At 67.7% G+C, this 14,660-nt stretch carries 18 protein-coding genes; 4 read left to right on the top strand and 14 right to left on the bottom strand.

Features of this window, described 5'->3' with window-relative positions; translation table 11 throughout:
- Positions 1-45 precede the first annotated feature (45 nt).
- Positions 46-1,008, top strand: a complete 963-nt coding sequence (locus tag ABZV58_RS05310; protein ID WP_354999041.1) for an NAD(P)-dependent alcohol dehydrogenase — start codon at positions 46-48, stop codon at positions 1,006-1,008.
- A gap of 62 nt (positions 1,009-1,070) precedes the next feature.
- Here the strand turns inward: ABZV58_RS05310 and ABZV58_RS05305 are convergent, their stop codons facing one another.
- The 5 genes from ABZV58_RS05305 to ABZV58_RS05285 all read right to left on the bottom strand — a co-directional run bounded on the left by ABZV58_RS05305 (position 1,071) and on the right by ABZV58_RS05285 (position 3,859).
- Entirely contained in the window at positions 1,071-1,463 is a 393-nt protein-coding gene (locus tag ABZV58_RS05305) for a phage holin family protein (RefSeq protein ID WP_354998895.1), read from the bottom strand.
- 60 nt (positions 1,464-1,523) lie between these two features.
- Complete coding sequence (locus tag ABZV58_RS05300) at positions 1,524-2,102, bottom strand: Clp protease N-terminal domain-containing protein (RefSeq protein WP_354998894.1); 579 nt, start codon at positions 2,100-2,102, stop codon at positions 1,524-1,526.
- Complete coding sequence (locus tag ABZV58_RS05295; RefSeq protein WP_067792172.1) at positions 2,102-2,320, bottom strand: hypothetical protein; 219 nt, start codon at positions 2,318-2,320, stop codon at positions 2,102-2,104. The genes ABZV58_RS05300 and ABZV58_RS05295 overlap by 1 nt, the downstream gene beginning before the upstream one ends.
- A gap of 109 nt (positions 2,321-2,429) precedes the next feature.
- The gene (locus ABZV58_RS05290; protein ID WP_354998893.1) at positions 2,430-3,515 is read right to left on the bottom strand and encodes a PLP-dependent cysteine synthase family protein; all 1,086 of its coding nucleotides are present in this window, start codon (positions 3,513-3,515) and stop codon (positions 2,430-2,432) included.
- Positions 3,512-3,859: a DUF4229 domain-containing protein gene (locus ABZV58_RS05285; RefSeq protein ID WP_354998892.1), complete on the bottom strand. Its 348-nt coding sequence runs from the start codon at positions 3,857-3,859 to the stop codon at positions 3,512-3,514. Before ABZV58_RS05285 ends, ABZV58_RS05290 begins: the two co-directional genes overlap by 4 nt.
- Before the next feature lie 184 nt (positions 3,860-4,043).
- Between ABZV58_RS05285 and ABZV58_RS05280 the strand changes: the two genes are divergently transcribed.
- Positions 4,044-4,256, top strand: a complete 213-nt coding sequence (locus tag ABZV58_RS05280; protein ID WP_067792165.1) for a BldC family transcriptional regulator — start codon at positions 4,044-4,046, stop codon at positions 4,254-4,256.
- 117 nt (positions 4,257-4,373) lie between these two features.
- Positions 4,374-4,574 (top strand): hypothetical protein, encoded by a 201-nt coding sequence (locus tag ABZV58_RS05275; RefSeq protein ID WP_354998891.1) that lies wholly within the window; start codon positions 4,374-4,376, stop codon positions 4,572-4,574.
- A gap of 157 nt (positions 4,575-4,731) precedes the next feature.
- Here the strand turns inward: ABZV58_RS05275 and ABZV58_RS05270 are convergent, their stop codons facing one another.
- The 3 genes from ABZV58_RS05270 to ABZV58_RS05260 all read right to left on the bottom strand — a co-directional run bounded on the left by ABZV58_RS05270 (position 4,732) and on the right by ABZV58_RS05260 (position 7,058).
- Complete coding sequence (locus ABZV58_RS05270) at positions 4,732-5,337, bottom strand: hypothetical protein (RefSeq protein WP_354998890.1); 606 nt, start codon at positions 5,335-5,337, stop codon at positions 4,732-4,734.
- Positions 5,338-5,565: 228 nt separating this feature from the next.
- Positions 5,566-6,174 (bottom strand): phosphoribosylglycinamide formyltransferase, encoded by a 609-nt coding sequence (gene purN / locus ABZV58_RS05265; RefSeq protein ID WP_354998889.1) that lies wholly within the window; start codon positions 6,172-6,174, stop codon positions 5,566-5,568.
- Positions 6,175-6,398: 224 nt separating this feature from the next.
- Entirely contained in the window at positions 6,399-7,058 is a 660-nt protein-coding gene (locus ABZV58_RS05260) for a hypothetical protein (protein WP_354998888.1), read from the bottom strand.
- A gap of 884 nt (positions 7,059-7,942) precedes the next feature.
- Here ABZV58_RS05260 and ABZV58_RS05255 point away from each other — a divergent pair.
- Entirely contained in the window at positions 7,943-8,743 is an 801-nt protein-coding gene (locus tag ABZV58_RS05255) for a hypothetical protein (protein WP_354998887.1), read from the top strand.
- A gap of 109 nt (positions 8,744-8,852) precedes the next feature.
- Here the strand turns inward: ABZV58_RS05255 and ABZV58_RS05250 are convergent, their stop codons facing one another.
- The 6 genes from ABZV58_RS05250 to ABZV58_RS05225 all read right to left on the bottom strand — a co-directional run bounded on the left by ABZV58_RS05250 (position 8,853) and on the right by ABZV58_RS05225 (position 14,227).
- Entirely contained in the window at positions 8,853-9,245 is a 393-nt protein-coding gene (locus tag ABZV58_RS05250; RefSeq protein ID WP_354998886.1) for a hypothetical protein, read from the bottom strand.
- Positions 9,246-9,477: 232 nt separating this feature from the next.
- Positions 9,478-10,443 carry a c-type cytochrome biogenesis protein CcsB gene (gene ccsB, locus ABZV58_RS05245; RefSeq protein ID WP_354998885.1) on the bottom strand — a complete coding sequence of 322 codons (966 nt, stop codon included), beginning with the start codon at positions 10,441-10,443 and terminating at the stop codon, positions 9,478-9,480.
- A gap of 2 nt (positions 10,444-10,445) precedes the next feature.
- Positions 10,446-12,107 carry a cytochrome c biogenesis protein ResB gene (locus ABZV58_RS05240; RefSeq protein ID WP_354998884.1) on the bottom strand — a complete coding sequence of 554 codons (1,662 nt, stop codon included), beginning with the start codon at positions 12,105-12,107 and terminating at the stop codon, positions 10,446-10,448.
- Positions 12,104-12,928, bottom strand: coding sequence for a cytochrome c biogenesis CcdA family protein (locus tag ABZV58_RS05235; RefSeq protein WP_354998883.1), 825 nt, complete (start codon positions 12,926-12,928; stop codon positions 12,104-12,106). Before ABZV58_RS05235 ends, ABZV58_RS05240 begins: the two co-directional genes overlap by 4 nt.
- 28 nt (positions 12,929-12,956) lie before the next feature.
- Positions 12,957-13,613, bottom strand: a complete 657-nt coding sequence (locus ABZV58_RS05230; protein ID WP_354998882.1) for a TlpA disulfide reductase family protein — start codon at positions 13,611-13,613, stop codon at positions 12,957-12,959.
- On the bottom strand, positions 13,610-14,227 hold the full coding sequence (locus ABZV58_RS05225) for a histidine phosphatase family protein (RefSeq protein ID WP_067792212.1): 618 nt from the start codon (positions 14,225-14,227) through the stop codon (positions 13,610-13,612). Before ABZV58_RS05225 ends, ABZV58_RS05230 begins: the two co-directional genes overlap by 4 nt.
- Positions 14,228-14,660: the final 433 nt, after the last annotated feature.

The following is a 14,660-nucleotide window of genomic DNA, read 5'->3' as shown; positions in this document are numbered from 1 at the left end:
GGGCAGGCTCGCGGGGGATTCCCTACGCTCAGTGGCGTGAAAGCCATGGCGCAGCGAACCTGGAAGGCCGGAGAGCCGCTGGAACTCCTGGAACTGCCCACACCCGAGCCGCGTAAGCACGAGGTCCGGGTGCGGGTCCGAGCCATCGGGGTCAATCCGGTCGACTGGAAGATGCGTAGCTACGGTCCCCTGAGGCTGGCGGCCCGCCTGCTGGGACCGAAGCCACCGGTCGTGGTGGGGGTGGACTTCGCGGGGGTGGTCGAGGCCGTCGGCCCGGGCGTGACGCGGGCCGTCCCGGGCGATCGTGTGGTGGGCGGCACCAACTTCTCGCGCGGCCAGCGCGGCTCTTACGCCGACACGGTGCTGGTCCGCGAGGACCAGCTCTGCCATGTCCCCGATTCGGTGGACATCGCCGAGGCCGCCGCCCTGCCCATCAGCGGCGTCACCGCCCGGATGGCGGTGATCGACCTGGGCCGCATCCGCGAGGTGCGGCCCGCCGACCGCCGAGTGCTGGTGCTGGGCGCCTCCGGTGGCGTAGGTCAGCTGGCGGTGCAGCTCGCCGAATCGGAGGGCGCCTTCGTTGCCGGTGTCTGCTCGACGAAGAACGTGGAGATGGTCGCCGGTCTCGGGGCCGACGTGGTCCTCGACTACACCCAGGGCGATGCGCTCGCCCAAGCCAGGGCGCACGCACCCTTTCACATAGTCGTCGACTGCGTGGGCAGCTACTCCGGCGCCGACTGCCGAGCCCTCCTGTCCGCACGCGGGCGCCACATCATGGTGGCCGGCGACAGCCCCGCCGCCGTTGTGCAAATGCTGGTGTCGCCGTTCAAGTCCAAAACCATCCTGGGCAAGCCCACCGGCGAGCGACTGGAACCACTGATGGCCGCGGTCGCCGCAGGCGAATTGCGGGTAGCCGTCGCTCAGAAGCTGCCGCTCACCAGCGCCGAGGAGGCGCACCGGCTCAGCCGGACCAGCCGGATGACCGGCAAGCTGATCCTGGAGCCCTGAGATCCGGCCCAGCACAGCGCCTTTGCGTAGTGCGCCTGGTGCCGAAGCATCAGGTCGTGGGATCAGTCGTTGTCGGGGACGAGGACGCCGAGCACCCAGTTCACCAGCGAGATGATGATGCCGCCGAGCACCGCGGCCCAGAATCCGTTGACCTGTAGGCCGAAATCGGCATTCTCGGCGAGTTCGGTGATCTCCGCGGTGAGCCAGAGCATGAGGGCGTTGATCAGCAGCAGGAACAGGCCGAGGGTCAGCATGATCAGCGGCAGCGAGAGCAACTTCACCAGCGGCTTCACCAACGCGTTCACCACCGTGAAGATGGCCGCGATGACGAGCGCGACGACGACCTTCCCCGCGGTGCCGTTCTCCTCGGGGCTGAGGATGTCGATACCGCTCACCCAGGCGGCGGCCAACCAGATGGCGACCGCGTTGATGATCAACCGAAGCACAAGCTGCATGCGCACATGCTAAGTGCGCGCACCGGCCGCCGCTGGGGGAGAAACCGATTTCGCGACGCCTCAGGCGGCTCGGTCGAGCAGCGCGTGCACCTTCGGTCGCAGGTCCTGGATCGGACCGGAACCGCCGAACAGGCCGACGGTGGTCTGATTCGGCGCGCGCAGGATGCCGAGCAGCACGTGCCCCGACTCGATGCTCTTGTCCTTGCGCGCCAAGGCTTCTCGCAACGAGAGCTCGAGCACCTTCTTGGCGTCCTTGGTGAACGGGATGTGGTTGCCGCTCCACCGGGAACGCCCGAAGAAGCCGCGCCGCTCCTCCGGGATCGGCCGGTCCAGCGCGTCCGCGCCGAAGCCCGCCTCCAGTGATTCGCGGACCGCGTCGAGGTCGATGCCGATCGAGCGCAGCGCCTCCGCGTCCTCGGGGCCGAGCGGCTCGCCGCGCCCCTTCGCGTTCAACGCGTTCAACGCACTCTCGTGGGTGAGCCCGGCCTCGGCGAGCAGCGCCTTGAGCTCCGGTTCGCCCTGCGCGAGCAAACCGAGCAGCACGTGCTCGACCTCGATGTTCGGCGACCGCAGCTCGCGGGCGTCTTCCTGCGCGATCACCACGGCCGTCCGCGCCGCCCTGCTGAACCGTTCGAACATCAGCCCCTGCCTTTCCGGTTGTACTTCTGGTGGACCGCCTGCTTGCTGACCTCGAGCGCGTCGGCGATCGCCTGCCAGGACCAGCCCTGCGCGCGGGCGTTGGTCACCTGGATCGCCTCCAGCCGTTCGAGCAGCCGACGCAGCGCGAGCACGGCGCGCAGCCCGACCTTGGGGTCGGGACTGCCCGCGGCGGCCGCCAGGGTGGTTGCCTCAGTCATGTCGTCAATTTTGATTGACGCGAGGGGCGCATGTCAACAAAAATTGACGATCGGGAAGGGCGTACAGCGCGCGGGACAAACCGCGCACGAACCGGAAGCGGAGGTCCGCCTAACCGTTCCAGATACCGGTGGCATGGAACTCATCGAGGACGGCGGTCGGCTCGGCCAGGCTCATGCCCTGCGCGGTGACCCACTCGTCGTCGAAATACGTTCCCGCGTAACGGTCCCCACCATCACACAGCAGAGTGACCACGCTGCCGCTGCGCCCGGCGGCGAGCATCTCCGCGATCAGATGGAACACGCCCCACAGATTGGTGCCGGTCGACCCGCCGACGCGGCGGCCGAGCACCCGGCTGCCATGCCGCATGGCGGCGATGGAGGCGACGTCGGGAACCTCGATCATCCGGTCCACCACCTGCCCGACGAAGGAGGGCTCCACCCGCGGGCGGCCGATGCCCTCGATCCGCGAGGGCATGCCCGTCTGATATCCCGCGTCGCCGGTCTCGTAGCCGCCGTAGAAGGCGGAGTTCTCCGGATCGACCACGGCGAGCTTGGTGGCGTGCCTGCGGTAGCGGATGTAGCGGCCGATGGTGGCGCTGGTGCCGCCGGTGCCCGCGCCCGCCACGATCCACTCTGGCACGGGGTGCGTCTCCAGGATCATCTGCTCGAAGATGGATTCGGCGATGTTGTTGTTGCCGCGCCAGTCGGTGGCGCGCTCGGCGTGGGTGAACTGGTCCATGTAGTGGCCACCACATTCGGCGGCCAGGCGCGCCGCCTCGGTGTACATGTCCGGCGGACGCTGCACGAAATGGCAACGGCCGCCCTGCGCTTCGATCAGCGCGATCTTCTGCGGCGACGTGCTCGCGGGCATCACCGCGACGAAATCCAGCCCGAGTAGCTTGGCGAAATAGGCCTCGCTCACCGCGGTCGAACCGGAGGACGCCTCTACCACCGTGGTTCCCTCGGTAACCCAGCCGTTGCAGATCGCGTAGAGGAACAGCGAGCGGGCCAGGCGGTGCTTGAGGCTGCCGGTGATGTGGGTGGACTCGTCCTTGAGGTAGAGCTGGATGTTCCACTCGACCGGCAACGGGTAGCGAAGCAGATGCGTGTCGGCGGAGCGTTGCGCGTCGGCGTCGATCAGCCGCACCGCGTTGTCGACCCAGTCGCGCGGGGTGCTGCGATCGCAGTACTTCACTTGCCCGCCTCGGGCCCGTCCTCACCCCGTAGGCGCGCGCGCAGCTGCGCTTTGTCCCTGCGGCGCTTCTCGTCGACCACCGCGATGTCCTCGTTGACCTTGGCGCGCAGCTTCTTGAACAGCGTCAGCGACAGCGGCATCGCGATGATCAGCGCGAACAGCGCCGCGACGACGATCGGGATCTCCACCGAGATCAGGTCAGCGGCCAGCCAGATCAGCGCGGTGATCGCCGCGACCAGCGCCAGCCTGGCCAGGGTGTACAGCGCCAGGTTCACGGCCAGTCTGCGGCCGGGACGCGCGGTGGACTGGGACGATGCACCGTCCGGACGAGGGGAGTCGCTCACGAGAACCAGCGTATGCGAAGCTGTTGCCCGCCCTCGGCCCACACCCGTTCCCGAGGCCGGACGACGATCCGTTTTGTCCATTACTTCGCCTTTACCAACTGTAGGTGGTTCGCGTACCTAGGGGTCGGGGTGCAACGATGGCGCTCATCTGATGAGGGAACTGTCGAGAACGGAGAGGTTTGCTATGACTGCGATCACCGTCGGCGGCCAGGACACTCTGCTGACACCCGGCCAAGTGGCTGCCCTGTTCCACGTCGACCCGAAGACCGTCACCCGCTGGGCCCACGCCGGGCGCCTCGGCTCGCTGCGCACTCCGGGCGGGCACCGCCGATTCCGGGAATCCGAGGTTCTCCAGCTGCTGAAGTCGCTGACCACGGAAGCAACCCCCACCCGCTGAACGACCGACCGAGGCGCGGGCGTCGATGCCCGCGCCCGGTCATGTCGAGGTATTTCGTCTCCGCGGTGTGCTCCGACGTCGCGCGCGGCTACCCTCGATAGCAGGAGGTGAGCGAACGTGACGTACCTGTTGGCACTCATCGCCATAGTGGCTGTCGCGGTGTTGTGCTGGAAGGCGTTCGGCCCCGTGCGGGAGAGTGGACTGAATCCACGTTCACCCCAGCGGAAGCGGATTCTCGGCCCCGACGACGATCCCGAGTTCCTCTGGCGGATCTCGCGGCAGGAGCATCCCGACAGCGACGGCACCACCGAGCGCTGAACTGGTCGGTGCCGAGGGGGCGGTAGTCGCGCGCCCGGTTGCCTTGTTCACCCCCCGAGACAACGTGCCCCCACCGTCGCGCTTCGGCGCATGGTCACGGCTCTGCTCGCCTGTCGCCGCCATCCGGAAACGCGCGGGGTTCGCAGGATGTGCGGTGTCAGGGCTGATCGACCGGTGCTGCGTGGCAGATATCCCGACGCTGCTCGGGGTTCGCCAGATAGTGCCGCAGCAGGTGGTACGCGATCAGGGGGTTCATGAGCAGAGCGTTGTCCTGCACCTTCAAGAGGGCGGAATCGTCGCGCCTGCGCGCCAGCCGCCGGAGGGCCGGGTTGACGGACTCCCAGACCGGTGCGGTCGGGTGCGCTTCGATAGCGATGAGGTTCGAGTAGCTACTTCCACCCTGCTTCAGGATTCGCGGCTCGATTGCGGAGACGTCGTGCCAAGGGATCGCGACGACGTCGCCCGCGTTGTCGCGGCGCAGGATTCGGGTCGGCGTGACGAGCACTCCGGGGACCACCCCGCGGCGTCCGCGCAGAATCAGGTACGCCGACAGCAGCGCCACCACGCCCAGCGGGCCGACGACCACCAAAGCACCCAGGCCGAACCAGGTGCGCTCGACGACCGCGGCTACCGCGTTCCCTCCGGCGGCCGCGAGCAGAACCATGCCCAGAATCGCCGCCAGCACGCCGACGATTTTGTGCGTCTTTCCGAATGCCAGAAGCAGCCCCGATTCCCGCAGGCCGTCGTGCTCGATGTCCTCCACCCGAACGCCCGCCCAGCCACGACGTCGATAGTCCCGCTCCCGCTTCTCGTCCCATCGCCACCGATCGGGCCAAGACTGTTCCGCCCCCAAGGCGTTCTCCCCACTCACCCGGCCGATCCTGCCACAGCGGAGTTGATTCTTCGGTCGTCGTGACACGCGCGTTGCCCGAGAAGCCATGTGTCGCGGGGCGATTCGAGGCTCGCGGTCAGGTCCGCGCCGCGTGGACTGTCAGAGTTCGGCGGGTGCGGCGTTACGAGTCGCGATGATCTGCACAACGGTCGGAAGCAGCAGATGTTCGGCGGCCAATACTCGCTCGGCAAGCGACTCGGCCGTGTCTTCCGGCAGCACCGGCACTTCGCTCTGCGCGATGATCGCGCCCGTGTCGTACTCCTCGGTCACGAAGTGCACCGTCGCGCCCGACACCTGGTCGCCCGCGGCGAGCACGGCCTCGTGAACAGCATTGCCGTACATGCCTTTTCCGCCGTGCCGCGGCAGCAGCGCCGGATGGACGTTGATGATGCGCGAGTCGAACTCCCGGCGCGTCCGCGGCCCGAGCTTCTTCATATAGCCCGCCGTCACGACCAGCCCGGTACCGTGCGCGACGAGCGCCGCCCGCATCGCCTCATCCAATTCGTCCGGATCCGGATGCGTGCGCCCGGACAGGTGCACCGCCGGAATCCCGACCTCCCGCGCATACGCCAACGCCCCGGACCCACCGTTGTTCCCGATCACCAGACTCACCGCGAACCGCGCGTCCCCCTCGAGCGAAGCCTCGTGCAGCGCCCGCAAATTCGATCCCCTGCCCGACGCCAACACCGCAACCCGAACCCTCGCCATATCCGCAGTCTCGCACACGGCAGCGCCTGGCCACAGGTCCGCTACCAGTCCTGCTCGACGTCCAGCAGTTCGGCGGGATCGAAGGCGTTGGGGAACGGCTTCTCGATATCGAGCCGGTGTCCCGCGTATCGGCCTCCTCGGCGCGAAAAGAAAGGCACTGGGGCGGATCGGGTCCGCCGCAGTGCCTTTCTCGGATTTCAGTTCAGCAGGTCAGTCGCTGGTTGTCAGGGCAGGACCTGCGGGATGACGTCGGGCATGGCCGTACCGACGAGCGCGCCGATGATGGCGCCCATGACGCCGGTGGTCACCACGCCGACCACGGCGCACAGCGCGTAGCCGACGACGAAGATCGCCAGGGTCGGAACGCAGGTGATCAGGGCGAGGACCGCACCGACGCCCGCGCCCGCGGCCGCACCGTTCTGGACCGGGTCCGGGTACTGCGCGTGCGGGTTGGTCGCGATGTCCTTCAGCTCGGCGCCCGTCGCGGCCGAGACCTCGGGGGTCTTCACCGACAGGGTGTGGCCGTCTTCGGAAACCGCGGCGTCCAGCTCGATCTTGGTGCCGGACGGCGTGGCCAGCTCGAGCGGAAGCTCGCTGACCGCCGCGCCCGCCTTGTCCACGACCTTGATCGAGGACTCACCGAGCTGGAACGTCCCCGCGTCCAGCGTGGCGGAGACGGTGCTCAGATCCGGCGCCACGGTGGTGCGGTAGCCCAGCTCCCCCGCCGTGCCCGACGTCGAGATCGCCGCGGCCAACCGCGCCTGCTGATCGGCGTGGTTGTCGGCCGACGCGGCTCCGGCGCCCGCGAACGTGGTCGCCACGACCAGCGGCAGCGCACCGATGAGCGCCTTCCGACCGACCCGCAGTGCAGCGTTGTGCAACATTGAAATCATTTCTCCCTCCCAACCCCCGACCCACCCCCCACGTGGACGAATCGAACGTCGTGTCGTGCGATGTGAACGCCCTATTGGTAGCCGTTCCAAGATCGGCGAGGCAACTCTTGTGAGATTGTGAACAATAGGGAACCGATTGGGGGGCAAGGTTTTTGAGGGTCGCGCGCATTCCCGGCAATTTCCGAGCGCATTCCGTCACCGCCGCTGCCGCGATACACGGCGACCGTCGCAATATCCCGCATTTCCGCTGGTCCAGCGGGGACAACCGCCAGACGACCAGACACCGAAGCTCAGCGCGTCCCGAGTCCATCCACACGTTCCGAAGTCGCCCAGCAGCCCGCGCGAATCCGGATTCCCCACCCCCGAGACCACGCCGATTCCGGCGTTTCGGTCGCGACCAGACCCAGGTCAGCCCACCGGCCCAATGCCTACCCACCTCCGCAAACGTCCAGGAGGATGTTCATCATCAACTTCGTCATCTCGGGTCTGCACTCGTACGCCGGACTGAACTGACCGGAATCGCATAGCGCCCGTCGGAAGGCGGGCGCTATCGGCGTGCTCTCAGGGCTGGCAGCGTTGGCGAAGAATGGTCCCGAGTGCGGGCGCTGCGTACCGTCTGCGTTCCGGTCCGACACCTGCTCTCCCCCGCTTCCCATACTGGCCGTCCTGTGCTGAGGGAGGGCTAGTCAAGGGTGCCGTAGGCATCACGTAGTGACGCGTAGCGCCCGTTACTCGCCCGGACTGAAGTCAGACCATTGGGCCATGAGTGGCGGGGAAATCGGCCGATAAGCGGCAACATAGTGCGTCCAGGTACAGGTACTGCGGCAAGGGCTGAACCGATTCCACTCCAGATCAACCCGTTTGCCCGGATCTCGATGAAAGAGGCAGTATCGGCGACTATGCAACCGAGCGGACACTCTGGTCATCGCATCTACAACACCATTTACGGTGTCGACTACTGGCGAGAACTCGAGTGGGACGCCAACTCGGACACGACCGCAATCGAGCGAGAACGCGAAGCCGCTCGAGCTGCCGTCACGGCATTGGTGCAGTTCTCCCAGGACTTCGTCCTGTTCCAGGAATTCGGACTCACCAAGCGGGTGATGCACCGACCGGACGACGTGTGGCTAAAGGCCGAGTCAGAACTGCCGGAGTGGCATTGGTACCTCAAACGCCAAGATGCAGCGACCGATCCGGTGTACAACGGCGCGATCATCACTGAGGTGGAGACGATCGATACAGCTGCCATGCTCGAACTGGTCGACACGTTAGCTGCCGCGCCGTGTGAACTCGCTGCCGATCAATGGCCAGCTTGGGAGGAAATGTATGTGTGGAACACCTCGGTCCGCGTGCCGGACAACCTGATTCCCGAGCAGGTCGATTACCTCATCGTCGATGACGACGACAACAAGGTGCGGGACCTTCGGATACCGCTGGTCCGTCGACAGGACACTGCGTGGGTGAGCCGACCGGATCTCGGATTTTGGACACCGCTGACACTGCATGTCGACCGTGATTTCGGATACTCCGACACTCACTTCCACTACGACCAACTCAGGTTGTCGGTTTCAGTGCACTGGTCGCTGTGGTGGGAGGAAGACGCCCCGGGTCGAACCATGCTCGATGCGGCATTCGACCACATCGAGGCGGAGGGCTGGCAACTCCAGACCGATTAGCGCGGCTGATACCGCGTAGGTCCTCCATCCAGCGGCTGTCGGTGCATCCAGAATGCCGTCGCACCGCGTCTGGCGACGCGCTCATCGGCAGGAGAGGGCGTTGCCGCGCCTATGTATCCAGTTCGATGAACGGGAAAACGTCCCGGAATCGCTGCAGCACATCCGGTCTGGCCTGCAACGCGCGCTGCGCTGCCGTCCGGCTGAGGGGAGGGTCGAAAACATCCCGGCCGCGGCCAAAGGCGATGCCGTACAACGCGCGGTCCTCCTGTCGCGATACCTCGCCAGGCAAGAAACCGATGATGTCCAGGATCTCGCCGGGCGAGTCGACATTCACCAGGTCGAACATGTAGTGAGGGATGTCCTGCATCTCGTTCGTGATGATTACGTGCTCACACCACTTGCGGAGCTCGGCAAGTTCGATCACATCGTTGTACCAGCAGCTCACCACGAACCCGATGGTCTGCCCATCCTCTTCCGTCAGGCCCGTAATGGTCTCAGTCACGAACATCCACCCTTCGACTCGGCCAGGCCACCTTACGAGTCGGTACCGACAGTCTGTAATCGGCATTACCACTACGCGCACCTGTGGCCGGATGCGGATGAGACAACTCGTACCGCCGTCGGTGCGGCGATCCGGGAGTGGCCCGGTTCCACTGCGTACTCACTGCGTACCGAGGCCGGTGAGCCGGGCGCAAGTGATGACGGAGAGACCTGAACGCACAGGTAGAAGCTGTTTAGTTCAGCCCGGCGTAGCTGTGCAGACCCGAGATGACGATGTTGATGATGAAGAGGTTGAACAGCATCGCGACGAAACCGGCGACGTTGATCCAGGCCGCTTTGGTGTCGCGCCAGCCGGAGGTGGCGCGGGCGTGCAGGTAGGCGGCGTAGAGGACCCAGGCGATGAAGGAACAGGTTTCCTTGGGGTCCCAGCCCCAGAAGCGGCCCCAGGCGGCTTCGGCCCAGACAGCGCCGAGGATGACGCCCGCGCCGAAGAGCGGGAAGCCGATGATGGTGGTCTTGTAGGCGAGGCGGTCGAGGGCGCGGGCGTCGGGCAGCCTGCGGGCGATCTTGCCGAGGAGGTTGTCGGACTCCTGGCCCTCGGGCTGGCGGATCCGGTACAGGAAGAGCAGGCTCGCGACGCCGGAGAGCAGGAAGATGCCGCTGCCGACGCTCACCACGGTGACGTGGATGGGCAGCCAGAACGACTTCAGGGCGGGCACCACCGGAGCGGCGTCGGCGTAGAGCACCTGCCCGGCCAGGAACATCAGGACGAGCACCGGCGCGAGCAGGAACACCCACATGGCACGGAACTTCTGCTCGTACAGGAATCCGAGCCCGACGATCAGCGCCGCCGCGCACGCCATCGTGATGAACTCGTACATGTTGCCGAGCGGGAAGCGGTGGGTCGCGAAGCCGCGCAACACGATCGAGGCCAAATGCGAGAAGATGCCGACGAGCAGTACGGCGAACGCCATGTTGCCGAACTGTTCGGCGCGCGAGCGGCGCGGCGGCGGCGCCACCTTGCCGGGGACGCCGGGGCCCGCTCCGCCGCCGACGGTGACGAGTTCGCGCGCCTCGGCCTTGCGCGTCTGCACCGACGCGTACTGCGCGATCAGCAGGCCGAGCGCGAGCACGTAGATGACGAACGCCGACTTGAAGGCGAGGTTGCTGTACCCGGCGAGGGTCTCGTCGATCGGCATGTTCACTCTCCCGTGCTTGCGCGGTCGGTCTTCACGTCGCCCCCAGCGTCCAGCAGGCGCGCGCGGAGCCGGTCGAACTCGCCGCCCCAGCCCGCCTGATCGGTTCTGGCGAGCCCGCCCATCTCTACTACAGTGCGTCGTTGGTCAACGGTACCGGCAGACTCCTCGGCCGGGTAGACCCGCACCCAGATCCGCCGCCGCTTCACCAGCAGCGACACCAGCAAGCCCGCCATCATGGCCAGCGCGCTCACCAGCACCCACTGCTGCGCCGGGTCGTGCGAGACCTGCAGGTTCACGAATTCGTGTGCGCCGTCGAAGGTCACCTTGGTGCCGTTGGGCAGCGTCGCCGACTCGCCGGGGCGCAGGTTGACTCGCGCTTCCTTGGTCAGCCGTCCCTGCCGCACCATCTCCTGGTCCAGCGAGAACAGATCCTGCGAGCGTCCGGTGTCGAGGCCGGTGTCGCCGCGGTAGATGTCCACCGCGACGGCCGGGTCGTCCATACTCGGGAACACCGAGGTGAGCAAGTTGCCGTGCAGCATGGCGGTCGGCGCGAACAGGCCCTCGATGGCGATCTGGTTCTTGCGGCGCTCCTCGTCGGTGGCGTACAGGCCGCCGGGCGGGTCGATGCGCAGCACACCGCTGGACAGGAAGGTCTGCGCGTCGTCGGGCCGCCACTGGATGGTCTCGGTCCTGGTCTGGCCGTCCGGGAAGGTGACCGTGAAGGTCGGCGCGTAACCGTGGCCTTGCAGGTAGAGACGGTCGCCTTCGACGCGCAGCGGATGGTTGACCTGGAGGGTGGCGTCGCGCCAGGTGTCGGTCGTCAGATCCGATCCGGCCTGGTAGCTGATGTTCGAGGTGAACATCTCGGCCTGACCGGTGCGCAGGTAGTCGGCCTGGAAATCCTTGACGCGCACGCAGATCGGCGTCATGCCGGTGCCGTCGTTGACGTTGCCCGCGCGGAAGGAGTCGAACACCGCGGGCGAGGTGGTGCAGAAACCGGGACCGTTGTTGGCGATCACGATGACGGTGCCCTCGTAACCGAACAGCTTGCCGACCGCGATGGCCACCAGCAGGCAGACCAGCGCCAGGTGGAACACCAGGTTGCCGAATTCGCGGGTGTAGCCCTTCTCACCGGAGAGAGTGAGTTCGCCCTCGCGGTTGCCCGGCCGCACCTCGGTGCGCCAGCCGCGCAGCTGGGCGCGCGCGTGCTCGATCAACGCCTCGGGGCTGTTCGTCGACTCGCCCGAATAGTGGTGCGGCAACCGGGCGAGGTTGCGCGGCGCGCGGACCGGCGGGGTCCGCAACGCCTTGTAGTGATCGAAGGTGCGCGGCAGGATGCAGCCGACCAGCGAGACGAACAGCAGCACGTAGACGGCCGTGAACCAGAAGCTGGAGAACACGTCGAACAGCTCGAACCGGTCCATCCACGGTCCGAGCGTCGGACGGTCGGCGATGTACTCCCTGACCTTCTGCTCGTTCAGGTTCCGCTGCGGCAGCAGGGCGCCCGGGATCGCGGCCAAGGCCAGCAGGAACAGCAGCACCAGCGCGGTGCGCATGCTGGTGAGCCCGCGCCAGGTGTTGCGCACGAGCGCCCAGGCGCGGCCCAACAGCGACTGGCGGGGCGGGCGGGGCGATTCGGTCACCGGATGGTCGGTCACGGTCATATCGGCAGGGTCACCTCGGAGACGAACGCGTCGCGCACCCAGGCCACGAACTGATCCCACGCCCCCGTGACCAGCGCGACGCCGACGGCCATGAGCAGGATGCCGCCGACGATCTGGATGGTTCGCGAATTGCGGCGCAGCCAGCCGACACCGCGCAGCGCGCCTGCCGAGCCGAAGGCCAGGATCACGAACGGCAGACCGAGCCCGAGGCAGTAGGCGACGATGAGCGCCACGCCGCGCACGGCGGTGGTGCCCTCGGTGCCCGCGGCCACCGCCATCACGCCGGACAGCGTCGGTCCGAGGCACGGCGTCCAGCCGAGCGCGAAGACGCCGCCGAGCAGCGGTGCGCCGACGAGGCTGGTCAGGCGGCGCGGCTCCATCCTGGTATCGCGCTGCAGCGCGGGCACCAGACCGACGAACACCAGACCCATCAGAATCGTGACCACGCCGCCGACGCGTTGCAGCAGTTCGCGATTCACGTTGAGGGTCTGGATCACGCCGAACACGGTGGCCGTCGCGAGCACGAAGACCACGGTGAACCCGGCGACGAACAGTCCGGCCGCACCGGCAACACGCAGCTTCGCGCCGCGCTGGGCCACCGCGACCGCCGACTGGCTCTTCGCGGATTCGGCGGTCGCGGGCGGAGCCTCGGCGCCGACCAAACCCGCCAGGTACGACAGATAGCCGGGCACCAGCGGAACGACGCACGGTGAAGCGAACGACACCAGTCCGGCGAGCAGGCACGCACCGAGCGCCAGCAGCAGCGGCCCGGTCGCCGCCGTCTGCTGGAACGAATCTCCCACGCTCGCGAGCACCGTCACCGCACGCACCGCGAGGTCACACACCGCGTCACTGCTGGGCCTCCCCGGCGAGTGTCTCGATGATCGGCCGCAGGTCGTCCGCGATCAGCGACCGCAGGTAGACGGCCGCGACGCGGTGCTGCCGGTCCAGGACGAGAGTGGTCGGGATGACGCTGGTCGGGAAGTTGCCGCCGAGCGCGAGCAGGGTGCGCATGGACGGGTCGTAGATGGACGGGTAGCCGACCTTGTTGTCGGTGACGAAGTCCTGCGCCTTGTCTCGCTGCGGATCGCGGACGTTGATGCCGAGGAAGGCGACGCCCTTGTCCTTGGTGGCCTCGTAGACCTGCTCCAGCGCGGGCGCCTCCGCGCGACACGGCCCACACCACTGGCCCCACAGGTTGATCACGACCACCTTGCCGGGGAAGTCGGCGACCGAGATCGTCTTGCCCTCGGTCATCAGATCCGGGCCGGACAGCTCGCCGATGGTGCCGCGCGCGGCGGGCGGGTTGTAGAAGATGTCGGTCTTGCCGCCGGGCGAGACGAATTGGAAGGTGCCGCCGGTGGCCACCGCGTCCGATCCGGTCGAGCAGCCGGCGAGCGCGGCGACCAAGGCCACGCACGCGAGGAGCACCGGCACGACCCGCCCGGCCAGCTTCCGTGCGGAGGCCGGCCGGGTTGTCGCGAATGACGCGGTGGAGCGGATCATGCGCCGTGCACCGTGGGATCCGAACCGCCCGCGGGCTCGGAGTAGACGATGTCGACCAGCGTGTCGCCCTGGTAGACCAGCGAGGTCAGCGAGGCGAGCGAGCACTGCCTGGTGCGCGGGTCGTGCCAGAGCCGCTGGCCCTGCAGGAAGCGGCGCAGCGTCCAGACCGGCAGCTGGTGCGAGACGAGCACCGCCTCGCGCCCGGCCGCCTCGACCCGAGCCTTGTTCACGGCCGCGAGCATCCGGTGGGCGATCTGCAAGTACGGCTCGCCCCAGGACGGGGTGAACGGGTCGCGCAGCTTCCACCAGTGCCGCGGCTTGCGCAGCGCGCCGTCGCCGACGGACACGCGCAGGCCCTCGAAGGTGTTGCCCGCCTCGATGAGGTTCTCGTCGGTGCGCACGAGCACGCCGTGCTGTTCGGCTATCGGCGCCGCGGTCTCCTGCGCGCGCTGCAGCGGGGAGGCGATGACCACGGCGATGTCGTGATCGGACAGCGCCCGCGCGACTGCGCCCGCCTGCGCCCGACCTGCGACGGACAGGCTGAAGCCGGGCAGGCGGCCGTAAAGGATGCCCTTCGGGTTGTGCACCTCGCCGTGCCGCAGGACATGCACGATGGTCTCGACGTCGGGGCCTGCCTCGAACTCGGGTTCGGCGGAGCGGGGCTTGGTGGTGACGCGCGCGGTGGTTTCGGAGTCCTTGGCGACGGCGGGCGGCTCGTCGGCGACCGCTTGGGTAACGGTCGCGTCGGCGGTGCTTGCGGTCGTGGGCAGCTCGGATGCGGAGTCGGTGGCGTCGGCGTTCTCGACTCCGGTGGCGGCGTTCACGTCAGCGGCAGCGCTCTCGGCCTCAGCGGCGGCGTCGGCGGCGGCCAGTTCGTCGATCTCGGTCCGAGACTCGGCACCGGAAGGCTCGTCGGTCTCAGCGGCGGCGTCACCTTCGGTCGAAGCGGGCGCATCCGCGACGACCTCGTCGACCGGCGAGACGGGCTCGGCCGCGGCGGCCGCCGATGCCGCGGCGCGGGCGGCGGCTTCCTCGGCGATGTCGGCC

This window comes from Nocardia sp. NPDC004654, assembly GCF_040609595.1.
In the GTDB taxonomy this organism is placed as follows: Bacteria; Actinomycetota; Actinomycetes; order Mycobacteriales; family Mycobacteriaceae; genus Nocardia.
This window is presented reverse-complemented; position numbering and strand designations above follow the sequence as displayed.